This window comes from Nocardia salmonicida NBRC 13393 (genome assembly GCF_001613085.1).
Classification (GTDB): domain Bacteria; phylum Actinomycetota; class Actinomycetes; order Mycobacteriales; family Mycobacteriaceae; genus Nocardia; species Nocardia salmonicida.
Genome location: NZ_BDBR01000004.1, coordinates 129,821 through 154,983, shown reverse-complemented (window position 1 = coordinate 154,983; position 25,163 = coordinate 129,821). Strand labels below are relative to the sequence as shown.

The window sequence follows — 25,163 nt, the reverse complement described above, 5'->3', positions numbered from 1 at the left end:
CGGTAGCGGGCGTCACTATCAACCCCTCGGGGATCTCATCCCAAAGGGGTGAGGACTTCGGGTTAGTGCCGGTTGAGACTCGAAACGAGCATCGCTGGGGTCAAGGACTGGTCGCACTCCACGAGGTTTGTCGGCACGGCGGTTCGGCGCTCACCGAAGGTCCTCGGCATCGCAGCTGGAGTGGAGTACCCCCGAATCTACCGAGCAGAACCAGGAGCCGACCATGGCGGAAGAACTGAGAGCGGGTCGAGAGAACCTACCTGTACCCGATCGCCAGCACCTGGGTTTGGTGACTTATGACGCCAAAGATCCCCAGACGTCCTTTCCGCCGATCGAGACCCTGCTGCCGCCGGAAGGTGCACCGAATGTGCTGGTGATCCTGCTCGACGATGTCGGGTACGGTGCCAGCAGCGCGTTCGGCGGGCCGGCGGCGACACCGACGGCCGAACGCCTGCAGAACGGTGGCTTGACCTACAACCGCTTCCACACCACAGCGCTGTGTGCCCCGACCCGCGCGGCGCTGCTCAGTGGCCGCAACCATCATTCGGTCGGCATGGGCATGATCACCGAGACCGCGACCGCGGCACCCGGTTCCTCGGGTCTGCGACCGAATACCAAGGCCGCGCTGCCGATGACGTTGAAACTCAACGGCTACTCGACTGCCCAGTTCGGCAAGTGCCACGAGGTACCGCCATGGCAGACCTCACCGGTCGGCCCCTTCGACTCGTGGCCCACCGGCGGTGGTGGCTTCGAGCACTTCTACGGATTCATCGGTGGCGAGAACAACCAGTACTACCCGGCCCTCTATGAGGGAGTCACCCCGGTCGAACCGCCCGGGACGCCAGAAGAGGGCTACCACCTCACCGAAGACCTCGCCGATCGCGCCATCGACTGGATACGTACCCAGAAGGCGCTGGCGCCGGAGAAGCCGTTCTTCGTCTACTTCGCCCCGGGCGCCACCCACGCGCCTCACCATGTCCCCGCCGAATGGGCCGATAAATATGTCGGCAAGTTCGCCGACGGCTGGGATGCCCAGCGCGAAGCGATCATCGCCCGGCAAAAGGAACTCGGGGTGGTTCCGGCTGATGCCGAGTTGACGCCCCGACCAGACGTGATCCCGTCGTGGGCGGAGATGAGCGACGAGCTCAAGCCCGTCCTGGAACGGCAGATGGAGGTCTACGCTGGATTCCTCGAGCACACCGACTTTCACATCGGCCGTGTCATCGATGCGGTGGAATCCGTCGGTGCCCTCGACAACACGCTGATCTACTACATCATCGGCGACAACGGTGCTTCGGCAGAAGGCACTGTCAACGGTGCCTTCAACGAAATGGCCAACTTCAACGGGCTGGCCGCTATCGAAACTCCGGAGTTCATGGCCGAGGTCAAGGACAAACTCGGCGGGGCCGATGCCTACAACCACTATTCAGTGGGTTGGGCGTGGGCGATGTGCACGCCCTTCCAATGGACCAAACAAGTCGCCTCACACTGGGGCGGCACCCGTAACGGCACCATCGTGCACTGGCCCGACGGGATCACCGGCAAAGGTGAGATCCGCTCTCAGTTCACCCATGTCATCGACGTGGCGCCCACGATTCTCGAAGCGGCGCGGATTCCTGAGCCGATGTTCGTCATGGGCGTTCAGCAATCGCCGATCGAGGGCGTCAGCATGAACTACAGCTTCGATGACCCCGACGCCCCGGAACGGCACGACCTGCAGTATTTCGAAATGGCCGGTAACCGGGGCATCTACTTCCAGGGTTGGAGCGCGGTCACTCGACACAGCACACCGTGGCTCCCCGACGAAGAACTCCCGGCTCTCGACGACGACGTCTGGGAACTCTACGACGGGAACGTCGACTGGACTCAGGCCAGGGACCTCGCTGAACAAGACCCGGAGAAGCTCGCCTACCTCCAGCGATTGTGGTTGATCGAGGCCGTCAAATACAACGTCCTACCCATCGACGACCGTCGGTTCGAACGGCTGAATCCGACCATCGCCGGACGCCCGGAGCTGATCAAAGGCACCACGCAGGTGCTGTTCCCTGGGATGAAGCGACTCAGCGAGCACAGCGTCATCAATATCAAGAACAGGTCCTTCAGCGTCACCGCCTCGATCGAAATACCCCGAGAGGGTGTCACCAGCGGTGTGATCATCGCCCAAGGTGGCCGATTCGGTGGTTGGGCGCTGTATTTCACAGACGGACATGCGGCGTTCGTCTACAACCTACTCGGCATGACCGAGTTCACCACTGTCGCAACCGAACCCGTCACCCCCGGGGCCCATCAAGTTCGCGCCGAGTTCGCCTACGACGGAGGTGGGCTGGCGAAAGGTGGTGACCTGACTTTGTTCCATGACGGCGTTCCGGTCGGGAACGGCCGAATCGAGCAGACTCAGCCGATGATTTTCTCCGCGGACGAGACCACCGATATCGGCGAGGACTACGGGATGCCCGTCAGTGCCGCCTATGCCGGTGCCAGCAAGTTCACCGGCCGAATCGATGTCGTCCAGATCGACGTCGGCGACGACGACCATTCCCACCTCATCGATCCCGCTGATATCTCCCGGGTCGCGATTTCGCGGCAGTAGTCCACTGATCTCACCTTTCGCTCTCACCTTTCGCACAGTGGGGATTCGTCCGTGGACGGGACGCCACATCGAAGGAGCATCGTGAATGCCTCATCCGGAGCTGATGAACCTCTGAACGCTTCCGAGCGCGAGGAACTCGAGCGTCTGCGGCGGGAGCGTGCGGAGCTACTCGGCAACGAAACCTCGGCCGCGGGCCGCACACAAGCGTCCGGCCACCGGAAGTTGCGGTGGACGGGTGCGGCGATCCTGCTGGTGCTGGTCGTCGTCCTGTCTTTTTTCGCGGTCCTGGCCCGCTACACCCACAACGAGGTCCTCGATTCCGACCGTTATGTCCAGAAGATGGCGTCGCTGGGATCGAATCCGGTGCTGCAGGGCGAACTCACCGATCGGATCACCAAGGAGATCGTGACCCGCCTCGACGTCGAGGCCGTCACCGCCGACGCACTGCGGTCGATCGCCGAAGAGGCTCCTCGGGTGCCGCCCGCCGTGGTCGGGCTGGCGCCGGTGATCGCCGATCAGGCCGAGACGTTGGTGCACCGGACGGTGGAATCGTTCGTGGCCTCCGACCGATTCGAAGCCCTGTGGATCGAGGCCAATCGGAAGGCGCATCAGCGGGTGGTCGCGGTGTTGACCGGGGATACCCGACCCGGCGTCGAGATCAGTGACGAGGGCGTGGTCAGCATCTCGCTGGCCCCGATCATCGACCGGGTCCGCGCCGCGTTGATCGATCGCGGGTTCGCGTTCGCGAACGAGATCCCCACGATCGACAAGTCGTTCGTGCTGTTCGAATCGTCCGAACTCGCTACGGCACAGCGGGCGACCTCAGCGTTGGACAAGGCCTCCTCGGTACTGCCCTGGTTGGTGCTGTTGGTTGCCGCGGCCGCGGTGTGGGTGTCACCGAAAGGCGCACGCCGACGGGCCATTTCGCTGGTGGGAGTCAGTATCGCGGTGGCGATGGCACTGCTGGCCGTGGCGATCGCTCTCGGCCGGTCGCTGTATATGGGGGCCATCCCGGCGGAGGCTCTGTCCCCGCAGAGTGCCGCGGTGTTGATCGACACGATGCTGGTCCCGCTGCGCACCATGCTGCGGGCGGTTTTCGTGCTGGCGGTGGTGGTCGCTGTCGTCGGTTATCTCACCGGATCGTCGGGATCGGCGGTCGCGGTCCGTGGCGCGGGTGCAAAGGCACTCGACGCGCTGCGTGTGCCGAAGAACGGTCGGGCACCGTATCCGGTCGAGTCCGCGGTCGCGCGGTTCCGGGTTCCGCTGCGGGTGATCATCATCGTGATCGCGGTGGCAACCCTGGTGTTCTGGCCGTACCCGTCGGGCGTGGTCGTGGTGGTGACCGTGCTGGTCGCGGTAGCGGCCCTGGTGGTGGTGGAGTTGATCGCTCGACCGGCGCTGGTGGAACACGACACACCGGATGCGTCGGTGGTGCTCACCCGCAACGAGTGAGCACCACCGACGTCACGAGATCGGCTTCATCGCCCCCGCCTCCAATGCCGAACGGATCACCGTGGCTCCGTGCTCGACGGATTCGGCGATCGGTGCGGCGAGCGCTTCGGGAAGAACATCGGTGTGCCAGATGAATCGCGTCTTGCCGTCGGCCTCCGGTACGGCCTGCATCCAAGCATGGTGATGCGAGGGGTGCAGACTCCCGCCGACCACGGTGTAGGCGACACGCCTGCTCACCGGATCGAGGTCGACGAGCCGTTCGGCGACGACGGTCCCGTCGGCGAAGGTGACTGTGCGGGTGTCGGCGTCGAGCCGGGTATCGGTGACGAAGCCCGGAGCGAGTCGTTGATGGACAGCGCCGAAGTCGCGCAGTACATCCCAGACCTCGTCCGGTGCGGCGTCGACGAGAAATTCTCGGTGAACAGATGCCATGGTGTCCTCCAGGTCAGGCCGCGGGGTTCGTGCCCACTCAGCATTCAGTCCCGACCGGTCCCCGGTCTTGAAGATCTTTGCGGGGTCGATGTGTCGTAGCCTCGGCGTACGGTCAGCCCATGCTGTGCGCCGTACCCCTTGCCGCCCGGCCGGATTTCACCGTGACCACGGTGACCTGCCACGCCGACCACACCCGATGGTCGGTGCCGGAGGCTTGCGGGGAGCACCGCCTCGTTCTCGTGCGGCGCGGTAGATTCCGGCGTCGAGCCGACGGGGTCGAGGCAGACCTGGATCCGACTTTCGGTTACCTGGGCGCACCCGGGGAGGAAGAACGGTTCGCCCATCCGGCAGGTGGGGACGTCTGCACCTCGGTGAGCATCGCGCCCGAGTTCTGGGAGGGACCGACGGCCGCCCGAGCGGTGTACATCGACGCGCGTGTCGAGCTGGCCCATCGCAGGTTGCTCGGTGCCGCCACCCTCGGCGATATCGATTACGCGCTGACCGAGGAACTGCTCCGGCTCGTCGCTGTCGCCACCGGCCGGTCGGCCCCGCGTCCCCGGCCTGCCGACCAGGCGATGGTCGCCGCCGCGCGCCACGCGATCCTCGCCGGTGCGCCCGAAGCCGCTGGGTTGCGGTCGCTGGCCGGACTGCTGATGGTCTCGCCGTACCGGCTGAGCCGGGTGTTCTCCCACCACATGGGTGTCTCACTGACCCACTACCGCAACCGGGTACGCGTCGGCCAGGCCCTCGATCGGCTCACCCACGGCGACACCGGCCTCGCCGATCTCGCCGCCGACCTCGGTTTCGCGGACCAACCCCACCTGACCCGAACTGTCCGCGAGCACCTCGGCCACACCCCGGTCGCGCTGCGCCGGCTACTGACTCGGCAAGCGGCCGGACTTAGCGGGCAATGATTTGCAGTTTCTGAAATATTGCAGTTTGTGCTAATTTATTGACGTGACTCAGGAGCCGGCCAAACAGGCCTCGATCGGGCTGCGCGAACAGAAGAAGCAACGGACTCTGCTCGATCTGTGCCTGGCCGCACGGCGGTTGGCGGTCGAGCACGGGCTGGATGCGACGAACGTCGACGACATCGCCAAGTCGGTGGGTGTCTCCTCGCGCACCTTCTTCAACTACTACGACACCAAACTCGACGCGGTGGTCGGCCCGATCGAGGAGATCGGCACGCCCGAAGCCAGGCGCCAATTCGTCGCAGGCGGTCCGACCGGTGTGCTCATCGAAGACCTCACCTGGCTGCACGCTGCGGGCTTTCAGCCGGAAGACGAAGTGCGCGAGGGTATCTCGCTGATCACCAAGCTGGTGATGGCCGAGCCGAGGGTGCTCGCCGCGTTCATCGCCTCCGGCGCTCGGATGGAGGCCGCCACGGCCGAACTCCTCTCGGCCAGGCTCGGGGCCGACATCGCACCCGAATTCGCCTCGCTCACAGCGGGAATCATGACCACCATCACCACGCGGGCGGCGATGTCGCTGGCCGCGGACCCGAACGGGTCGCTGGCGGCAGCGCTGCACGAGCACTGCGCCATGGCCGCCCGGCTGTTCGATCGGCCGGACGACAGCACAAGGGAGACGCTCCGATGACCACGACGGCCGACTCGCCGCCCACCCCGATCGTCCTGACGCAGAAGCGGATCTGGCTGATCTTCTCCGCTCTGATCGCGGGCATGTTCCTGGCCAGCCTCGATCAGATGATCGTCGGCACCGCGATGCCGACGATCGTCGGCGAACTCGGTGGGGTCTCCCACATGGCCTGGACCGCTACCTCGTATCTGCTCGCCACCACCATCGTGATGCCGATCTACGGAAAACTCGGCGACATGTTCGGCAGGCGCTGGCTGTTCTTGTTCGCGATCGCCGTGTTCACCGCCGCGTCCATCGGCGCCGCCGCGTCGACCGGGTTCTGGGAATTCATCGCCTTCCGCGGCCTGCAGGGCGTCGGCGGCGGTGGTCTGATGATCCTGGCGCAGGCCATCATCGCCGATGTGGTGCCCGCCAAGGATCGCGGCAAGTACATGGCTCCGATGGGTGCGGTTTTCGGTATCACCTCGGTCGCCGGACCGCTGCTCGGTGGTCTGTTCGCCGACCACCTCGACTGGCGATGGTGCTTCTGGATCAATGTGCCGATCGGCTTGGCCGCGCTGTTCATCGCCTTCCGCTACCTGAACATCCCCAGCCATCGGCCCAAGTCCCGGCCCGACTACCTCGGCATCGTGCTCATGTCGAGCGCGACCACCTTGCTGATCCTGATCACCGACTGGGGCGGCAAGCAGTACGACTGGGGCTCGACGGTGATGGTGTCGATGATCGCCGCCTTCGTCGTGGTGGTTGGGGCCTTCGTGTTCGTCGAGTCGAGGGCCGCGGAGCCGATGCTGCCGCTGTGGCTGTTCCGCAATCGGACCTTCGTGCTGACCTCGCTGATCGGTTTCCTTGTCGGTCTGGTGATGTTCGCGGCGATCGGCTTCATCCCGACCTACCTGCAGATGGCCAGCGGTACCTCCGCCTCGGTGTCGGGCCTGTTGCTGATCCCGATGATGATCGGCATGATGCTCACGCTGATCACCTCGATGAACGCGATCACCAAAACCGGTCGCTACCGGGTGTATCCGCCGATCGGCGCCGCGCTCATCGCGATCGACATGCTGTGGCTGACGCGTCTGGACGCCAACACCTCGATGTGGCTGGTCTCGGCCATGCTGTTCGTCATGGGCGCGGGCCTGGGCCTGATCATGCAGATCATCGTGCTCGTGGTGCAGAACGCGGTGGCGCCCGACCAGATCGGCACTGCGACCAGCGCGAACAACTACTTCCGCGAGATGGGTGGCGCACTGGGCATCGCGATCTTCGGCTCCATCTTCACCAGCAGGCTGACCGAGAATCTCACCGGCGCGTTCCAGGCGAACTGGCAGGAGGCGATGGCGGCGAAAATCGACCCGAGCGCGCTGATCCCCTCGGTGGTCAAGAACCTGCCGGACAAGCTCCACGACGCGATCGTCGGCGCCTACGTCGACGCGCTGGTCCCCGGATTCTGGTACCTGATCCCCGGCGCGGTGCTCGCCTTCGGACTCGCATTGTTCATCCCACACCTGACCCTGTCCGACGAGGCGGGCATGGTCGCGCGCGGTGAAGCGGTGATGGAAGAGCCGGAGCCGGAACTGGTCAAAGAGGGCTGAGCAAGCCGAAAAGCGCCCGCCACACCACCTGGTGTGACGGGCGCTTTTCGTGGGTGAGGTCGGTGATCAGGAACCCTGATGTGCGGCATCGAGGAGCGGCTGCCCGATGACGCCCATCGCTTGCGATGCGCCACCGAGCACCCAGCCGCCGTCGGCGGGCAGCACGACGCCGGAGATGAAGTCGGCGAGCGGAGAGGCGAGGAATCGGCAGACGTTGGCGACGTCGCGGGGGGTGCCGTAGCGGCGCAGCGGGACGCTGTCGGTGACCAGGGCCCGATCCTGCTCGGTCGGCGCCAGGCGGGCCATACCCTCGGTTCCGTCGATCGGGCCGGGGATCACGCCGTTGACGCGGACTCCGTGCGGACCCCATTCCAGCGCCAGGACCTTGGTGAGCATGTCGACGCCTGCCTTGGCGGCACATACGTGCGCCTGGGTGATCGTCGGCAACTCCGACTGCGGTGCCGAGATGTTGATGACCGAGGCGCCCGGCTTGCGCAGGAAGGGGTAGCTCGCGCGCAGAACGTTGAACGTGCCGAGCAGGTCGATGTCGACCACCGACTTGAACCCGTTGGCGGACATGCCGAGGGCGGCGGCGGGGAAGTTGCCCGCCGCGCCGGAGATCATCACGTCGAAGTCGCCGAACTGCTGATGCACCGATTCCAGGACCGCTTCGGTCGCGCTGTAATCGCGGACATCGGCGCTCCCGCCGATCGCCTCTGCGCCGAGCGCGCGCAGCCGTTCGACGGCCGCGTCGACCTTGTCCGCGGAGCGACTGAGCACCGCGACCCGAGCGCCCGCTCGCGCGAAGTCCTCGGCCACACCGAGATTGATGCCGCTGGTCCCGCCCGCGACGACGACGACCTTGTCGGTCAGGTCGATCTTCTGGATGAATTCTGACTCCATGCGAGGCAGACTATCAGTAGTACGAACTATTACTTGTCGCGATTATCGGCTGTGGTGGCCGAGGCAGGGGCTCGTCCCGACTACTATCGGTCTGCTGTCCAGTCCAGAAATCGAGGTTTCCACCAGTGACCGAACCGTTGCTCCCGGATATGGTCGCCGACCACACCACCTGCCTGCTGATCAAGCTCGGACAGGTGATGTTCCGAGTCAGCGAGGATCGGCTCGCCACGCTGGGGCTGCGGACGAGGCACTTCATGATCTTGAAGGTGCTGGCCGGCGACAAGGCCAGCTCGCAGCTCGAACTGGGCACGCGCTTGCGCATCGACTCGACCACGATGGTCGCCGCGATCGACCACCTGGAGGCAGCCGGGCTCGCCGCCAGGATTCGCGATCACCGCGACCGCCGACGGTTTCTCATCGAGATCACCGAGGAGGGGAAGCGCACGGTCGAGCAGGCCGACGAGCTGGTCGGCACGCTGAACAACGACCTGCTCGACGGCCTCGATCCCGATGAGCGCACCAACCTGCACCGAGCGTTGCTGGCGCTGAATTCCGGCGATGCGCTGCCGCTGGCCTACGACGCCGTCCGGCAACGCTGACATCCGCCAGACGCCGACAGCCCCCAGCCGGAATCGGCTGGGGCTGTCGGCTTTTCGGCTGAGGTTGCCGACTACCCGACGTTGACGATGTCGGCGGACGGGTGCTCGGCGTAGAGCTCGTCGATCTGCGCGGTGTACTTCTCGGCGATCACCTTGCGCTTGAGCTTCAAGGTGAGCGTGACCTCGTCGCCGCCCGCCTCCCAGAACGTGGGCAGAATGCGGAAGCGCTTGACCTGCTCGACGCGCGAGAGCTTGCTGTTTCCCGCTGCCACACCGGCTTCGATCGCGGCGAGCACCGTGGCGTCGACAGCCAGCGCGGCGGCGGAGGCATCGGGCAGCCCGTGTTCGCGCGCGTAGGGCTCGACGGATTCGGCGTCGAGCACGATCAACGCGGTGTTGTAGGACCTGCCGTCGCCGAGGACGGCCATGGCGCCGATCAGTGGGGTGGCGGCCTTGATCGCGTTCTCGATATTGGTGGGAGACATGTTCTTGCCCGCCGCGTTGATGATCATCTCTTTCTTGCGGTCGACGACCCGGAGGTAGCCCTCGTCATCGATGCTGACGATGTCACCGGTGTGCAGCCAGCCCGCGGCATCGATCGCCTCGGCGGTCTGCGTGGGCAGCCCGCGGTAGCCCTTCATCACCAGCGGTCCGCGCACGTGCAGTTCACCGTCGTCGGACAGCCGTGATTCCATGCCGGGCAACAGCTTTCCGACCGCACCGAGCTTGGCGTCGCGGGGATGGCTGACGCTGCAGATACACGACAGCTCCGACATGCCCCAGATCTCGGCGATCGGAATGCCGAGTCCGGCGAAGAAGGCCAGCGTCTGGGGTGGGATCGGGGCCGCGCCCGACATGGCCCACCGCACCCGGTCCAGACCGAGGGTCGCGCGCAGCTTGCTCAGTACCAGTTCGTCGGCGCGCGCCCATTCGGCGGCGAGCTCGGCGGGCACCGGTTCGTCCGCCAGTTGATGGGCGCTGCGGGCCGCGGCGACCGACAGCGCCCAGGTCATGGCTTGGCGGCGGGTCTCGTCGGGTTCGGCCGCGACCTTGAATTCGATGGCGGCCTTGAGCTTTTCCCACACCCGCGGCACCGCGCCCCAGATCGTCGGATGCAGGTCGGCGAGAGCGGCGGCGATCAGCTTGGGGTCGCCGACGCTGGTCACCTGGGTGCCGAGCACCTCCTGGACGTAGAGCCCGGTCAGGCGGTCGGCGATGTGTGCGGTGGGCATGAACGAGGTAATGGTGTCACCGAATTCGATGCCGAGGATCTCGGCGATGCCGTACACCTGGAACAGCAGTGCGGCATGGGTGGTCTCGACACCCTTGGGCGCGCCGGTGGTGCCCGAGGTGTAGATCAGCGTCGCGACATCGTCGCCGCGCACCGCACGCCAGGCGGCGTCGAAATCGAAATCGTCACGGCCCGCCGCCAGCAGTTCGGCCACCGACAGGGTGCCCTCGGGCGCCTCGTCCACGCACACGATGTGGTCGAGGTCGACACCGGAGGAGGCGATCAGCTTGGCGTACTGCGGCTCGCAGATCACCACGCGCGCCGCGGCATTGCCGAGGACATAGGCGAGCTGGTCGGGGGAGAGGGTGTTGTACACCGAGAACGAGGTGGCGCCCAGATGCTGTGCGCCGACCTCGAGGGGATAGAACTCCACCCGGTTGCTCATCATCAACGCGACGGTGTCGCCGCGGCGCACCCCGAGACCGGCCAGCCCGGCGGCGACCGCGCGAACCTGGGCCGCGTACTCGCCCCAGGTGATGGTCTTGGTATCACCGGGGGTGCGCAGAGCGACCGCGTCGGGATAGCGCGACGCGGTGTGCTGGAACGCTGCGGGCAGGGTATCGAAACGGGAAATGCTCACGAGGCAGGAACTTTCTGGGTCATGACCGCGGGGGCGGTGTCGAGATGGGCGGCGACGAAACGGGCCGCCGCGCGATAGGCCGTCCTTGACTCGGGGACGACGGCGGGGAGCGTCTGGAACGCATGCATCTGATCCGGCCACACCTGCAGCTCGCAGTGCGCCCCGGTGGCCCGCCAGCGCCGCGCCAGTTCGGTCGCGTCGGCGCCGAAATACTCGGTGTCGCTGGCGTGGATCAGGGTGGGCGGCAACCGCATTCCGTGGACGGGCTGTAGCTCGAACGGTTCGGCGGTGAAGGCGGCGATCGCCTGCCTGGCGATCTGGGTGGACAGTAGACCGTCGCGGTGCTCGTGCTTCTCGTGGTCGACCGCGATGGCCAGACTCAGGTCGACCATCGGGGAGAACAACACCAGCGCACCCGGTTCGGGCCGCCCCGCGCGGGCGTTCTCGACGGTCAGGTGAGCCGCGAGGAAGCCGCCGGCCGAATCTCCGGCGACGACGATCCGGTCGGCGCTGTAACGCCGGGTCAGCCACTGGAACGCCGCGGCGACATCGGACGGCGCGGCGGGGTAGGGGTGCTCGGGGGCGAGCCGGTAGTCCAGGGTGAACACCGGAAGCTTTGTCGCGGTGGACAATCGGGACGCGACGCCGCGATACCCGAGGGCCGAGCCCGCGACGAACCCACCACCGTGGACGTAGAGGACGACCGCGTCGGTGCGGTCGGCTCGCGGCCCACGCACCCACTCGCCGCGGATCCCGTCGGTGTCCACGCGCTCGGTGGTCGTCGCGCGCAACGGCGGCGCGCCCGCCCGCATGGCCTGCTCGATGAGCAGCCGCGACGCTGGCAGCGTGTAGGCGTTCACCGGCGCGAGCGCGGCCAACTGTCCCACGGTGAACGCCGACATCTGCCGAAGCGTGCGAGCCCGCAGCGAGCCGCGTTCGGCGCTCATCGACGACGCTCGATCGCCCGGATCAGCTCGTGCACCGTGGTGTCGGCAGCGAGCCGGTGGTCGAGGACGACATTGATCGCCCCACGCAGCAGGGCGTAGGGCTCCCACCCGCTGGGCGCGATGGTGCGCGGCGCCCGGCGGCCGATACCGTCGGCGATCGTGCGGGCCGCGTACTCGGCGGTGATCCGCACATTGAGCGGCCACGGCAGCATCCCGTCGAGCTCTTTGCCCAGATCGTCGGAATCGAGCATGTCGTGGGTCATCGCGGTGTCGACGATGCCGAAGTAGGCCACGCCCGCACTGGCCCCGCTCGCGGCGAGTTCCACGCGCAGTGCCCGTCCCAACTGCTCGACCGCGGCCTTGCTCACCATGTACGGCGACCCGCCCATCCCCGGCGCGAAGGCCGCGCACGAGGACACGACCACGACGTGTCCGCGCGCGGACACGATGTGGTCCAGCGCCGGATGCACGGTGTTGAACACGCCGGTGAGGTTGATCCCGATCACCCGGTCGAAGTCCGCGGGGTCCATCGTGCGCACGGTGGCGGGCACGGGAGTCACGCCCGCGTTGGCGACGACCACGTCGAGGGTGCCGAACAGCCGCACCACCTCGTCGACCGCCGCTGACATCTGTGCCCGGTCGGCGACGTCGGCGCCGATGCCGTGGGCGTCCAGCCCCAACTCGTCGGCGGCGCGGCGGGCCGCGACCGCATCGATGTCGACCACGACGACCCGCGCACCACGGCGGGACAGGATCGCGGCCAGCTCTCGGCCGATACCCTGAGCCGCACCGGTGATCAGGACGACCTTGCCCGTCACGTCATAGGAGGGCGCGAACCAGCTGGACGGCGCGAGATCGGGCAGGCGCATCATGCCGACACCTCGTAGGACTCGATGTCGAATCGACGGGTGCGGCGGCGGTATTCGAAACTCCAGTTCGGATAGAGCCCGGCGTTGCCGCCTTCGGCGGTGGTGTAGTAGCTCTCGCAGCCGCCGGTGAGCCAGACGGTGTCGGCGCTGCGTTTGCCCATCTCCTCCACGAAATCGCGCTGCACCTGCGGACGGACCTCGACCCTGGTCTCGCCGCGGGCGCGCAGCGTGCTCAGCGCGTCGACGATGTAGGCGATCTGCGACTCGATCATGAAGACCGCCGATTGGTTGCCCGCCGCACCGAACGGACCGAGCGTGCAGAAGAAATTGGGGAATCCGGCCACCGCGGCGCCCAGATAGGTCTGCGGCCGCTGCTGGAAGACCTGCGCGATCGAGCGCCCGTCGTGGCCGACGATGCGGTCGAAAACGCTGGGCGTGGTGGTGAATCCGGTGCCGTAGATGATGGTGTCCACGGGGATCTCGTCCCCGGCGCGGGTAATGATGGAATGCGCGCGCACCTCGGCGATGCCGTCGGTCACCACCGCGACATTGTCCTTGTCGAGGGCGGGGAGATAGGCGTCGGAGAAGATCGCCCGCTTACAGCCGATCATGTAGTCCGGCGTCACCTTGGCGCGCAGTTCCGGGTCGCGGATCTGACGCCGCAACTGGATTCGGCCGAGCAGCTCGAAGGGATGACGGAACCGGTTGTCGACGAACCCGACCAGGCCGAATCCCTCGATCAACGAATACCAGGTACCGCGAACGGCTTTCTGCGCCAACGGGATCTGCCGCAACAGTCGACGTTCCAGGCCGATGGTGGCCCGGTCCATCCGCGGCACGATCCACGGCGCCGATCGCTGGAACACCGTCAGCGCGTCGACCTTCGGCTGGATCTCCGGCACGAACTGGACCGCGGAGGCGCCGGTACCGATCACCGCGACCCGCTTGCCGGTCAGATCGTGGCCGTGATCCCAGTGCAGGGAGTGGAAGGCCGTGCCCTCGAAGTTCTCGATGCCGGGCAGCGACGGGTACTTAGCCTCGGCGAAAATGCCCGCCGCGGAGAGGAAGTAGTCCGCGGTGAGCTCGCCACGCGAGGTCTCGATCCGCCACACCGACTGCTCGTCGTCCCAGCGCGCGTCCAGCAGTTCGGTGCCGAGGCGCACGTGCCGGATCACGTCGTTGTCCTGGGCGACCGAGCGCAGGTAGTCGAGGATCTCGGGCTGCTTGCCGTAGGTGCGCGACCAGTCCGCGTTGGGCGCGAAGGAGTAGCTGTAGAGCTGGGAGGGGACATCGCACGCACAGCCGGGGTAGGTGTTCGCCTGCCAGGTGCCGCCGAGGTCATCGGCGCGTTCGAGCACGACGATGTCGTCGAACCCCGCTTCGCGCAGCTTGATCGTCAGCCCGATTCCGCCGAATCCGGCGCCGAGCACGACGATGTGCGTGTGTTCTGTGGGCATGGGTCAGCCGATCCTTCCGTGCAGCACCGACACCAGGCGATCGACGACGGTGTCGATCCGGGTGCTGCGGGTGAACGTCGTGAGCGCCAGCGGCGAGGAGAACCGTTGCCGGGTAGTCGCTTTGGCGTAGGTGAACTCGCGCAGGCCGTCGGGGCCGTGCACGCGGCCGAAGCCGGAGGCGCCGACCCCGCCCAGCGGCAGCGCGGGGATGGTGGCGTGCGCGACGAACGCGTTGATCGAGGTGGCGCCCGCCTCGATGCGGTCGGCGATCGCGTCGCCGTCGCGCTGGGCGAACACGGTGGCGCCGAGTCCGTATTCGGAATCGTTGACCAGCTCGATCGCCTCGTCCATGGACGCGACCCGGGTCACGACCAGCGTCGGGCCGAAGGTCTCCTCGGTGACCGCCGTGCTGTCGTGCGGCACGTCGACCAGGATGGTCGGCTGCACGAACTGGCCGTCGATGGCGTCGGGCCCGCCGAGCAGTGCCCGGCCGCCGCGCGCGAGGGCGTCCTCGATATGGCGCCGGATCACCGCGAGCTGCTTGGGCATGGTGATCGGACCGATCTTCGCCGCGCCCGTCCCGGCGCGCAGGTCGGCCGCGCGGTCGAGCAATTCGGTGAGGAACGCGTCGTAGACATCGGTGTGGACGTAGATCCGTTCCACCCCGAGGCAGGTCTGCCCGGCATTGGACATGCCGCCCCACAGTGCCGCGTCGGCCGCGGCGCCGAGGTCGGCGTCGGCGTCGACGACGAGTGCGTCCTTGCCGCCGCATTCCATGAGTACCGGGGTGAGCCGTTGCGCGCAGGCGGCCATCACGCGCTTGCCGGTCTCGGTGGAACCGGTGAACCCGATCTTGCCGACTCGGCTGCGGCACAGCGCCGCGCCGGTCTCACCGCCGCCGGTGATCACCTGCAGGACAGGCTGTTCGGGGACGGCGCGGGCGAAGGCCTCGGCGAGCCAGATGCCGACCCCCGGGGTGTATTCGCTGGGCTTGAACACGACCGCGTTGCCGGCGGCCAGGGCGAACGAGATCGAGCCGAGCGGGGTGAACACCGGGTAGTTCCACGGGCCGATCACCCCGACCACGCCGAAGGGGCGGTATTCGACCCGGCAGGCCTGGTTGACGGTCAACAGACTGGGTGCGACCGAACGCGAGCCGAGCACGTCTTTCGCGTTGTGCGCGGCCCATTTCAGGTGTTCGAGCGCCATCACGATCTCGAGCGCGGCATCGGCGTGCGGCTTGCCCATCTCCTGGCTCATGATGCGGGCCAGTTCGTCACGGCCGCGGGTGATCTCGGTTCGCCAGCGATCGAGGCGACGGGCGCGCTCGTCGAAACCCGCTGCCCGCCACCAGGTCGCGGCACCGCGGGCCCGGTCGACGGCCGCCTCGACGGCGCTCTCGTCGTGGCTGGGATAGGAACCGACCAGGGCGCCGGTCGCCGGACTGTGGACGTCGAAGGTGAGGGTGGTGGTCATGGGACCATGCCTTTCGCGGTCAGAGATCCAGCGTGAGCGCGCCACCGGCGGAACGGGACACGCAGGTGAGCATCTGGTCGGCGCGCTCGCCCGCCGGGAGCAGTCGGTCGCGGTGATCGATCTCGCCCGCGACGACCTTGGTCTTGCAGCTGCCGCAGAAGCCCTGCCGGCAGGAGTAGGCGACGTCGGGGCGGGCCCGGCGGATCGCGTCGAGCGCGGTCTCGGTGCTGCCGACGCGCAGGGTCTCGCCGCTTCGGGCGAGGGTGACGTCGAATTCCTCGCCGTCGGTCACCGGCCGCGCCGAGAACAGTTCGGTATGCAGCGAGGCGGTCGGATTCAACGCGAACAGGCTGCGCTGGGCGGCGTCGAGCACCGGGGGAGGTCCGCACACGTAGACCGCGGCGCCACGAGCGGCGGTGGCGAGCAGCGCGGGCAGGTCGGGTGTGCCGAACTCGTCGTCGGGGCGCACGTCGGTGCCCGCGGGGAGCTCGCCGAGGAACGGCATGGTCGCCCGGGATCGGCCCAGGTAGACCAGCCGTCCGCGACCACCGGCGGCGCGCGCCATCGGCAGGATCGGGGTGATCCCGATACCCCCGGCGATGAACAGGTACGACGGGGCGGTCTCGACGAAGGTGAACGCGTTGCGCGGACCGCGGATGCGCAGCCGATCACCCGAGCGAAGGGTGTGCATCTCCCGCGACCCACCGTCGCCGTCGTCCAGGCGTCGCACCGCGATGCGGTAGCGGTGACGGTCGCGCGGATCGCCGCACAGGGAGTACTGGCGCTGGCGACCCGAGGCGAGGAAGACGTCGATGTGGGAACCCGGCCGCCACGACGGCAGAGACCCGCCTTCGACGCCGGCCAGGGTCAGGCTCACCACGTCGGCGGCCTCGGCGTGTACCGCTTCTACCCGGACGTCGAGGTCGAAGCCGTTGTGTCGCACCGGACGTGGCGGTGACAGCGTGGGCTGGGTGAACACCTTCTTGTAGACGTCGACGGCGGCACCGATGACCCGCAGGCTCGGTGTCGCGGCCGCGGTGGAAGGGTTCACGCGCGCGCCGCCGGCGAATGCGCCAGGTACCGCAGGGCGTTGTCCATCGAACCCAGTTGGGAGGGATGGAAACTCGGCCGTAGGTAGCGTGGCATCTCGGTGACGAAGGTCGTGAAGCTCGGGATCACTCCGCGCACTGTCGCGCTCACGAACTGCCTGGCCCAGGAACGGCCCTTGTCCTTGCTCGGATCCTGGCGATACAGGTACGCGGTCGAGATGATGAACAGCGGCAGCAGGGTGCCGCTGGCGAGCAGCCCGGTGCGCAGTCGCCGGGCGTAGCCGCCGTCGACGTGCATGTAGGCGTCGAACACCACGCTGCGGTGCTCGACCTCTTCGGCGCCGTGCCAGCGCACCAGATCGAGCATGGTCGGATCCATCCCGAGCTCGGCCAGCACATCCGATTCCAGCAGCCACTCGCCGATGACGGCGGTGAAGTGCTCCATCCCGGCGAACAGGCCGAGGCGTTCCTTGAGCCATTCCTCCTTGGCGCGGCCGGTGAGTCCCTGGTCGCCCAGGGCTCGGTCGACCAGCCAGCCGATCTTGGCGACGAAGGACTCGACATCGAGTCCGATCGACTGCAGATGCCGTCGCGCGCCTTCATGGCTGCTGGCGTGCATCGATTCCTGGCCGATGAACCCGGTGACCTCCTCCCGCAGCCGCTCGTCCTCGATATAGGGCAGGGCCTCGGCGAGGCAGGTCGCCATCGCTCGTTCGCCTTCGGGAAGTACGAGATGCATCACATTGGTGACATGTGTCGCGAGTACTTCGCCCGGGATGTAGTGCATGGGCACCGACGAGAAGTCGAAATGCACATCCCGCGCGTGAATTGCGTGCGCTTCTTCCTGATAGGAGCGCGCCGTTGCACTGTTATCAGCCATACCGGAACCGTACAGTGCAACAAATAGTATCGCAATGTTGCAGACGAATCCGGTCTGTGGTTGTGATCGGTACCCCGCCGCGCCTGCTACCGTCGAAGCGTGCTCTCCACCGCCGCGACCTCGGGGAATTCGCCCACCGCCGACTCGGTCGAAGAACGAATTCTCGATGCCGCCCTCGTGCAGTTCGAGCGGGTCGGCGTGCGCAAAACGACGATCGAGGACATCGCCAAGGCCGCCGACGTCGACCGCGCCACCGTCTACCGGCGCATCGGGTCGCGCGACGATGTCGTGAGCGCGGCCTTCGAGCGGGAGGTGCGCAGGCTGCTCGTCGACCTGGGGGAGATCCCGGCACGCCACGACACCTTCGACGACATCGTCGTCGACGTTTTCACCACCGTGATCACACGTTGGCGGGCGCACCCGCTGGTCGAGCGGCTGCTGACGCTGGAGGCCGACCGCCTGCTGCCCCAACTCACCGTCGACGGCGCGTCGTTCTTCCTGCTCTCGGTCGCCGCGTCCACCGAGATCATCCGAAAGGTGCTCGCGGACAATCGATTCCCCGATATCCCCGATCTCGGCGCCCGGGTGGAAGTGGTCTGCCGGGTGGTGCACTCGCTGATCCTGCAGCCGGTCGGCACCATCGATACCGGCTCGGAGCAGGCCCTGGCGTCGTTCGCCCGCACCTACGTGCTCCCGATTCTGGTCCCCGGGTCGTAGACACAGGTCAGAGGAAGCGGGCGATCAGGTCCTTCATGACCTCGTTGGCGCCGGCGTAGATGCGGGAGATGCGCCCGTCGGCCCACATGCGCGCGATCGGGTACTCCTCCATGTAGCCGTAGCCGCCGTGCAGCTGGACGCACCGATCGATCACCTGGGATTGCTGGTCGGTGGTCCAGTACTTGATCATCGCGGCGGTCTTCACATCCAGCGCGCCGCGCAGGTGCTTGGCCACCGCGTCGTCGACGAAGGTACGCACGACGGTCGCGATCGTCGCGCAGTCGGCCAGCTCGAAGCGGGTGTTCTGCATGGCGAACAGCGGCTTGCCGAAGGCGTTGCGCTGCTTGACATAAGCCAAGGTCTCGTCCACCGCGGCCTCGATCGCGGCCGCGGCCGCGACCCCGCAGATCAGTCGTTCCTGCGGCAACTGCTGCATGAGCTGGATGAAGCCCTGGCCCTCGGCGGTGCCGAGCAGGTTCGCCTGCGGCACCCGTAGCCCGTCGAAGAACAGTTCGGTGGTGTCCTGGCCCTTCTGGCCGATCTTCTTCAGCAGTCTGCCGCGCTCGAATCCAGGGGTGTCGTCGGAGACTTCGGCGACCACCAGGGACACGCCCTTGGCGCCCAGGCTGGGGTCGGTCTTGACGGCGATGATCAGCAGATCGCAGTTGCGGCCGTTGGAGATGAAGGTCTTGGCGCCGCTGATCACGTAGTCGTCGCCGTCCTTCACCGCCTTGGTCGCGATGTTCTGCAGGTCCGAGCCGGTACCGGGCTCGGTCATGGCGATGGCGCCGATCCACTCGCCGGAGGCCAGCTTGGGCAGCCAGCGCAACTTGTTCTCCTGCGAGGCGTACGACAGCAGGTAGTGCGGCACGATGCCGGTGTGCACCCCCAGCTGCATCGAGGAGTCGCCGCCCTTGACCTGCTCGGTGAACAGCACCGCCTCGTGCGCGAAAGTGCCACCGCCGCCACCGTATTCCTCGGGAATCGACATGCACAGCAGGCCGAGATCGCCGGCCTGGCGGTAGACCTCGCGGCTCGGAAATCCCTGCGCGGCGAACTCCTCGCGGTGGGGCGCGACGGTGTTGACGAAGAAGCCGCGGGCCAGCTCGGACAGGCCCTGTAGTTCGGACTCGGTATCGGTGTCGACGGTGCTCATCGAGTTCCTCTTCTCGTTTCGATGGACTGTGCACCAGAGTGAACACCTTGTTGGCGTTATGTCAATAGTGGGATCCGCTGTTGACAAAGGGGCAACGGTCCTGCGATCGTACTAATTGCTTGGACGTCCAACTATTGGACAACCTTCCACTGTGCGCGGCGCGCACCGACCTCAACGACTAGGACTGGCATGGCTCGCGAACTCACGCACTTCATCGGCGGTAAGCACGTCACCGGCACTTCCGGCGCCTTCGGCGACGTCTTCGATCCGAATCTCGGGCAGGTGCAGGCCAGGGTTCCGCTGGCGAACACCGCCGAGGTGACCGCGGTGATCGACAACGCGGCCGCGGCTCAGCCGGTGTGGGCGGCGTTCAACGCGCAGAAGCGCGCCAGGGTGCTGATGAAGTTCGTGACCCTGGTCAACGACGAGATCGACAGCCTGGCCGCGCTGCTCTCGTCCGAGCACGGCAAGACCATCGCCGACGCCAAGGGCGACATCCAGCGTGGCCTCGAGGTCATCGAGTTCGCCATCGGCATCCCGCACCTGCTCAAGGGCGAGTACAGCGACAGCGCCGGCACCGGCATCGACGTGTACTCGATGCGGCAGCCGCTGGGTGTCGTCGCGGGCATCACGCCGTTCAACTTCCCGGCGATGATCCCGTTGTGGAAGGCCGGACCGGCGCTGGCCTGCGGCAACGCCTTCGTGCTCAAGCCCTCCGAGCGTGATCCCTCGGTACCGCTGCGCCTGGCCGAGCTGTTCCTCGAGGCCGGTCTGCCGCCGGGTGTGTTCAACGTGGTCAACGGTGGCAAGGAAGCCGTCGACGCGATCCTGCACGATCGTCGGATCAAGGCGGTCGGCTTCGTCGGCTCGACCCCGATCGCCCAGTACATCTACGAGACCGCCACCGCCAACGGCAAGCGCGCGCAGTGCTTCGGCGGGGCCAAGAACCACGCGGTGGTCATGCCCGATGCCGATCTCGACGATGTCGCCGATCAGCTCATCGGCGCGGCGTACGGCTCCGCGGGAGAGCGCTGCATGGCGCTGTCGGTGGCGGTGCCGGTGGGGCCCGAGACCGCGGACCGGCTGGTCGCGAAGCTCACCGAGCGCGTGCACAAGCTCAATGTCGGCCGCTCCGACGACCCGGGCGCCGATTTCGGTCCGCTGGTCGGACTCGATGGCGTCAACCGGGTCAACGACTACGTCCAGATCGGTGTCGACGAGGGCGCGCAGCTGCTGGTCGACGGCCGCGGACTGTCCGTGGACGGCGCCGAGGACGGGTTCTTCGTGGGCGCGAGCCTGTTCGACAACGTCACCGCCGATATGCGGATCTACCAGGAAGAGATCTTCGGTCCGGTGCTGACCGTGGTGCGCGCGGGCGACTACGAGGAGGCGCTGCGGTTGGTCGACGAGCACGAATACGGCAACGGCGTCGCGATCTTCACCCGCGACGGTGACACCGCCCGTGATTTCTCTTCCCGCGTGCAGGTCGGCATGGTCGGGGTCAATGTGCCGATCCCGGTGCCGATCGCGTACTTCACCTTCGGTGGCTGGAAGGGTTCGGGCTTCGGCGATCTCAACCAGCACGGCCCGGATTCGATCCGGTTCTACACCAAGACCAAGACGGTGACCCAGCGTTGGCCTGCCGGGCTCAAGGAGTCCAACGCGTTCGTGATTCCGACGATGGACTGAGGCGGCGATGTTCACTCTCGATGCGGACGAGCGCGCGATCGGTGAGACCGCGCGCCAATTCGCCGACGAGTTCTTGGCGCCCGACGCGCTGGATTGGGATGAGCGCAAACACTTTCCGGTCGATGTGCTGCGCAAGGCAGGCCCGCTCGGACTCGGCGGCATCTCGGTACGCGCCGATGTGGGCGGCTCCGAACTGCGCAGGCTCGACGCGGTGCGGATCTTCGAACAGCTCTCCACCGGGTGCCCCTCGGTGTCGGCGTACATCTCGATCCACAACATGGCGACCTGGATGATCGATGCCTACGGCACCGAGCAGCAGCGTCACCGGTGGGTGCCGGGGATGGCGTCGTTGGAGCTGCTCGGCAGTTATGCCCTCACCGAGCCGGGCATCGGCTCCGACGCGGCGGCCCTGGGCACCAAGGCCGTTCGCGACGGCGAGGACTACATCCTCACCGGCGCCAAGCAATTCATCTCCGGCGCGGGCTCCAACGACGTGTACGTGATGATGGTGCGCACCGGTGGGGAAGGCCCGCGCGGCATCTCGGCGCTGATCGTCCCGGCTGATACACCGGGTCTGACAGTGGGACCGAACGAACGGAAGATGGGCTGGAATGCCCAGCCGACCCGCCAGGTCCTGCTCGACGGCGCCAGGGTGCCGGTCGCCAATCGCCTCGGCGAGGAAGGCGAGGGCTTCTCGATCGCGATGAACGGCCTCAACGGCGGCCGACTCAATATCGCCGCGTGCTCGCTCGGCGGTGCGCAGGCCGCGCTCGACAAGACGGTCCGCTACCTCACCGAACGCCACGCCTTCGGTAAACCCCTGGTGCGCAACGAGGCACTGCAGTTCCAGCTCGCCGATATGGCCACCGAACTGGAGGCGGCGCGGACACTGCTGTGGCGGGCCGCGGCCGCGCTCGACGCGGACGCGCCCGACAAGGTCACCCTGTGCGCGATGGCGAAGCGATTCGCCACCGACACCGGTTTCGAGGTGGCCAACAAGGCGCTGCAATTGCACGGCGGCTATGGCTACCTGCACGAATACGGCCTGGAGAAGATCGTGCGCGACCTGCGGGTGCACCAGATCCTCGAGGGCACCAACGAAATCATGCGGGTGGTCGTCGCCCGCTCGCTGATCGGAGCAGCATGACCGACGAACCCGAAGTGCTGATCGCTGTGCGTGAGGGCCTCGGCCTGATCACCCTGAACCGGCCCAAGGCCATCAACGCGCTCAATCACGCGATGACGCTGGCGATCACCGACGCGCTGCGGTCCTGGGCCGAGGACGACGCGGTGCGCACCGTCGTGGTCACCGGCGCGGGCGAGCGCGGGCTCTGCGCGGGCGGCGACATCGTCGCCATCCACGCCGACGCGAAAGGTGGTACGGCGGGCGCCGATTCGCCGACCGGGCGGTTCTGGCGTGACGAGTACCTACTCAACGCGCTGATCGGCAGCTATCCCAAGCCGTACGTGGTGATCATGGACGGCATCGTGATGGGCGGCGGCGTCGGCCTGGCCGGGCACGGCAGTCACCGCATCGTCACCGAACGGTCCAAGATCGGGATGCCCGAGGTCGGCATCGGTTTCGTCCCCGACGTCGGCGGCACCTACCTGCTCTCGCGGGCGCCGGGCGAGATCGGCACCCACGTGGCGCTGACCACCGCGCGGATGAACGCGGGCGACGCGATCGCAACCGGTTTCGCCGACTACTACGTGCCCTCCGGCGACATCGAGGCCCTGCTCGACGCCCTGCGCACGGCAGGCGCCGACGAGGCGATCGCACAGTTCACCGCGGCCGCGCCCGCGTCGGAGTTGCTCGCGCAGCAGAGCTGGATCGACGCCTGCTACCGCGCGGACACCGTGGAGGAGATCGTGGCAGGGTTGCGCGCCGACGAATCACCCGATGCCGCCAAGGCCGCCGAGGACCTGCTGGCCAAATCGCCGGTGGCGCTGAAGGTCACGCTTCGTTCGCTGCGGGCGGCACGTGCACTGACGAGCCTCGAGGCGGTGCTCGACCAGGAATACCGGGTCTCGGTCGCCGCGCTCAGCTCCAACGACCTGGTCGAGGGCATCCGCGCCCAGGTGATCGACAAGGACCGCAATCCCCAGTGGCGGCCGGCAACCCTCGCCGAGGTGACCGATGATCAGGTGGCGGCCTACTTCGCTGATCTCGGTGCGGCGGAACTGGATTCGACGACAGCGAAGGCACAGCGATGACGAAGAAGATCGGTTTCCTCGGGCTCGGACACATGGGCGGCCCGATGGCGGCGAACCTGGTGCGCGCGGGGTACGACGTGCTCGCCTTCGACCCGGTGCCCGCCGCACAGGAGCAGGCGCGCACCGACGGCGCGAGGGTGGTGGCCACCGCCGCCGAGGCCGCCGTCGACCGTGACGTGGTGATCACCATGCTGCCCAACGGCAAGCTCGTGCTCGACGTCTACGCCGAGCTGCTGCCCGCCGCCCCGGCCGGCACGCTGTTCATCGACTGTTCGACCATCGATGTTGCCGATGCGAAAGCGGTTGCCGCTTTGGCCGTTACGGCCGGTCACCGCCCGCTGGACGCGCCGGTCTCCGGTGGCGTCGCCGGTGCCACCGCGGGCACCCTCACCTTCATGGTGGGCGGCGCGGCCGCCGACTTCGCCGACGCGGGTGATGTGCTCGCGGTGATGGGCGGCAAGGTGGTGCACTGCGGTGGCGCCGGTGTGGGTCAGGCCGCCAAGATCTGCAACAACATGCTGCTCGGGATCTCCATGATCGGGCTGTCGGAGGCGCTGGTGCTCGGTGAGCGGCTCGGCCTGAGTCATCAGTCGTTCTTCGACGTGGTGTCCACCGCGTCGGGCCAGAGCTGGGCGCTGACCAGCTACTGCCCCGTGCCGGGTCCGGTGCCCGCCAGTCCGGCCAACAACGACTACCAGCCCGGCTTCGCCACCGCGCTGATGTCGAAAGATCTCACGCTTGCCGCGAACGCGTTGCAGGCCAACGGGATCGACGGTCAGCTCGGCGAACTCGCCGCCGCGATCTACGCGCGGTTCAACCAGACCGACGGCGGGCGGGACTTCTCCGCCATCGTCACCGACATCCGCGAACGCTCCGACGGAGGCGATATCGAATGACCGTCTACGAGACCATCCTGGTCGAGACCAAGAACCGCGTCGGCTGGATCACGCTGAATCGGCCAAAGGCGCTCAACGCGCTCAACAGCGCGGTGCTCGACGACATCGTCGCCGCGCTCGACGCGTTGGGTCGTGATGACGAGGTCGGCGCGGTCGTGATCACCGGCTCCGCCAAGGCTTTCGCGGCGGGCGCCGACATCAAGGAGATGGCGCCCAAGTCGTATATGGACATGTTCATGGACGACTACTTCGCTCGCTGGGACCGGCTCGCGCAGTTCCGCAAGCCGACCATCGCCGCGGTCGCGGGCTACGCGCTGGGCGGTGGCTGTGAGCTGGCCATGCTCTGCGACATCCTGATCGCCGCCGACACCGCGCAATTCGGCCAGCCCGAGATCAAGCTGGGCGTGATCCCCGGCATCGGCGGCTCGCAACGGCTGACCCGCGCGGTGGGCAAGGCCAAGGCGATGGACATGGTGCTGACCGGTCGCACGATCGGCGCCGAGGAAGCCGAACGCGCCGGACTCGTCTCGCGCATCGTGGCCGCCGACGACCTGCTCGATGTCGCCGCCGAGGTGGCCGAGACCATCGCGGCCAAGTCGCTGCCGGTCGCGATGATCGCCAAGGAAGCGGTGAACCGGTCCTTCGAGACCACCCTCGCGGAGGGAATCCGGTTCGAACGCCGCGTCTTCCACTCGCTGTTCGCGATCGAGGACCAGACCGAAGGCATGAACGCCTTCGTCGACAAACGGCCACCGAACTTCACCCATCGCTAGTGAGC

22 protein-coding genes are annotated in these 25,163 nt (G+C 67.2%); 12 read left to right on the top strand and 10 right to left on the bottom strand.

Annotated elements, in window-relative coordinates; all coding sequences use genetic code 11:
- The first annotated feature begins 223 nt into the window (after positions 1-223).
- Both NS1_RS04780 and NS1_RS04775 read left to right on the top strand, forming a co-directional pair.
- Positions 224-2,590 carry an arylsulfatase gene (locus NS1_RS04780; RefSeq protein ID WP_062981983.1) on the top strand — a complete coding sequence of 789 codons (2,367 nt, stop codon included), beginning with the start codon at positions 224-226 and terminating at the stop codon, positions 2,588-2,590.
- Between the two features lie 81 nt (positions 2,591-2,671).
- Positions 2,672-4,042 (top strand): hypothetical protein, encoded by a 1,371-nt coding sequence (locus tag NS1_RS04775; protein ID WP_255284419.1) that lies wholly within the window; start codon positions 2,672-2,674, stop codon positions 4,040-4,042.
- A gap of 12 nt (positions 4,043-4,054) precedes the next feature.
- Here NS1_RS04775 and NS1_RS04770 read toward each other — a convergent pair whose 3' ends face one another.
- Complete coding sequence (locus NS1_RS04770) at positions 4,055-4,474, bottom strand: SRPBCC family protein (protein ID WP_062981981.1); 420 nt, start codon at positions 4,472-4,474, stop codon at positions 4,055-4,057.
- Positions 4,475-4,593: 119 nt separating this feature from the next.
- Between NS1_RS04770 and NS1_RS04765 the strand changes: the two genes are divergently transcribed.
- The 3 genes from NS1_RS04765 to NS1_RS04755 are packed head-to-tail and all read left to right on the top strand — an operon-like array spanning position 4,594 to position 7,662.
- Positions 4,594-5,388 (top strand): helix-turn-helix domain-containing protein, encoded by a 795-nt coding sequence (locus NS1_RS04765; protein WP_062981979.1) that lies wholly within the window; start codon positions 4,594-4,596, stop codon positions 5,386-5,388.
- Positions 5,389-5,431: 43 nt separating this feature from the next.
- Positions 5,432-6,073 carry a TetR/AcrR family transcriptional regulator gene (locus tag NS1_RS04760; protein ID WP_062981977.1) on the top strand — a complete coding sequence of 214 codons (642 nt, stop codon included), beginning with the start codon at positions 5,432-5,434 and terminating at the stop codon, positions 6,071-6,073.
- A complete protein-coding gene (locus NS1_RS04755; RefSeq protein WP_056820725.1) occupies positions 6,070-7,662 on the top strand; it encodes an MDR family MFS transporter in 1,593 nt (530 codons plus the stop codon). The genes NS1_RS04760 and NS1_RS04755 overlap by 4 nt, the downstream gene beginning before the upstream one ends.
- 66 nt (positions 7,663-7,728) lie before the next feature.
- Here the strand turns inward: NS1_RS04755 and NS1_RS04750 are convergent, their stop codons facing one another.
- A complete protein-coding gene (locus NS1_RS04750) occupies positions 7,729-8,565 on the bottom strand; it encodes an SDR family oxidoreductase (protein WP_062981975.1) in 837 nt (278 codons plus the stop codon).
- Between the two features lie 125 nt (positions 8,566-8,690).
- Between NS1_RS04750 and NS1_RS04745 the strand changes: the two genes are divergently transcribed.
- Entirely contained in the window at positions 8,691-9,164 is a 474-nt protein-coding gene (locus NS1_RS04745) for a MarR family winged helix-turn-helix transcriptional regulator (protein ID WP_062981973.1), read from the top strand.
- A gap of 71 nt (positions 9,165-9,235) precedes the next feature.
- On the opposite strand, the gene fadD11 is transcribed toward NS1_RS04745, so the two are convergent.
- Genes fadD11 through NS1_RS04710 form a run of 7 tightly spaced genes read right to left on the bottom strand, consistent with a single transcriptional unit; the run spans position 9,236 to position 17,713 of the window.
- Positions 9,236-11,035 carry a fatty acid--CoA ligase FadD11 gene (gene fadD11 / locus NS1_RS04740; protein WP_062981971.1) on the bottom strand — a complete coding sequence of 600 codons (1,800 nt, stop codon included), beginning with the start codon at positions 11,033-11,035 and terminating at the stop codon, positions 9,236-9,238.
- On the bottom strand, positions 11,032-11,982 hold the full coding sequence (locus NS1_RS04735; RefSeq protein WP_062981968.1) for an alpha/beta hydrolase: 951 nt from the start codon (positions 11,980-11,982) through the stop codon (positions 11,032-11,034). The genes fadD11 and NS1_RS04735 overlap by 4 nt, the downstream gene beginning before the upstream one ends.
- On the bottom strand, positions 11,979-12,851 hold the full coding sequence (locus tag NS1_RS04730) for a short-chain dehydrogenase/reductase (RefSeq protein WP_062982324.1): 873 nt from the start codon (positions 12,849-12,851) through the stop codon (positions 11,979-11,981). Before NS1_RS04730 ends, NS1_RS04735 begins: the two co-directional genes overlap by 4 nt.
- Positions 12,851-14,308: a flavin-containing monooxygenase gene (locus NS1_RS04725; protein ID WP_062981966.1), complete on the bottom strand. Its 1,458-nt coding sequence runs from the start codon at positions 14,306-14,308 to the stop codon at positions 12,851-12,853. The genes NS1_RS04730 and NS1_RS04725 overlap by 1 nt, the downstream gene beginning before the upstream one ends.
- A gap of 3 nt (positions 14,309-14,311) precedes the next feature.
- Entirely contained in the window at positions 14,312-15,784 is a 1,473-nt protein-coding gene (locus NS1_RS04720; protein WP_062981964.1) for an aldehyde dehydrogenase family protein, read from the bottom strand.
- A 19-nt stretch (positions 15,785-15,803) separates the two neighbouring features.
- Positions 15,804-16,835, bottom strand: a complete 1,032-nt coding sequence (locus NS1_RS04715) for a PDR/VanB family oxidoreductase (protein ID WP_062981962.1) — start codon at positions 16,833-16,835, stop codon at positions 15,804-15,806.
- Positions 16,832-17,713, bottom strand: a complete 882-nt coding sequence (locus NS1_RS04710) for a metal-dependent hydrolase (protein ID WP_062981960.1) — start codon at positions 17,711-17,713, stop codon at positions 16,832-16,834. The genes NS1_RS04715 and NS1_RS04710 overlap by 4 nt, the downstream gene beginning before the upstream one ends.
- 99 nt (positions 17,714-17,812) lie before the next feature.
- On the opposite strand from NS1_RS04710, the gene NS1_RS04705 reads away from it, so the two are divergent.
- A complete protein-coding gene (locus NS1_RS04705; RefSeq protein ID WP_062981958.1) occupies positions 17,813-18,430 on the top strand; it encodes a TetR/AcrR family transcriptional regulator in 618 nt (205 codons plus the stop codon).
- A 7-nt stretch (positions 18,431-18,437) separates the two neighbouring features.
- On the opposite strand, the gene NS1_RS04700 is transcribed toward NS1_RS04705, so the two are convergent.
- The gene (locus NS1_RS04700; RefSeq protein WP_062981956.1) at positions 18,438-19,586 is read right to left on the bottom strand and encodes an acyl-CoA dehydrogenase family protein; all 1,149 of its coding nucleotides are present in this window, start codon (positions 19,584-19,586) and stop codon (positions 18,438-18,440) included.
- A gap of 189 nt (positions 19,587-19,775) precedes the next feature.
- On the opposite strand from NS1_RS04700, the gene NS1_RS04695 reads away from it, so the two are divergent.
- Genes NS1_RS04695 through NS1_RS04675 form a run of 5 tightly spaced genes read left to right on the top strand, consistent with a single transcriptional unit; the run spans position 19,776 to position 25,158 of the window.
- Positions 19,776-21,275 carry a CoA-acylating methylmalonate-semialdehyde dehydrogenase gene (locus NS1_RS04695; protein ID WP_062981954.1) on the top strand — a complete coding sequence of 500 codons (1,500 nt, stop codon included), beginning with the start codon at positions 19,776-19,778 and terminating at the stop codon, positions 21,273-21,275.
- A 7-nt stretch (positions 21,276-21,282) separates the two neighbouring features.
- Positions 21,283-22,422: an acyl-CoA dehydrogenase family protein gene (locus NS1_RS04690; protein WP_062981952.1), complete on the top strand. Its 1,140-nt coding sequence runs from the start codon at positions 21,283-21,285 to the stop codon at positions 22,420-22,422.
- Positions 22,419-23,489 carry an enoyl-CoA hydratase/isomerase family protein gene (locus tag NS1_RS04685; protein ID WP_062981950.1) on the top strand — a complete coding sequence of 357 codons (1,071 nt, stop codon included), beginning with the start codon at positions 22,419-22,421 and terminating at the stop codon, positions 23,487-23,489. The genes NS1_RS04690 and NS1_RS04685 overlap by 4 nt, the downstream gene beginning before the upstream one ends.
- Positions 23,486-24,385, top strand: coding sequence for a 3-hydroxyisobutyrate dehydrogenase (gene mmsB, locus NS1_RS04680; RefSeq protein WP_062981948.1), 900 nt, complete (start codon positions 23,486-23,488; stop codon positions 24,383-24,385). The genes NS1_RS04685 and mmsB overlap by 4 nt, the downstream gene beginning before the upstream one ends.
- Positions 24,382-25,158, top strand: a complete 777-nt coding sequence (locus NS1_RS04675; protein WP_062981946.1) for an enoyl-CoA hydratase — start codon at positions 24,382-24,384, stop codon at positions 25,156-25,158. Before mmsB ends, NS1_RS04675 begins: the two co-directional genes overlap by 4 nt.
- Positions 25,159-25,163: the final 5 nt, after the last annotated feature.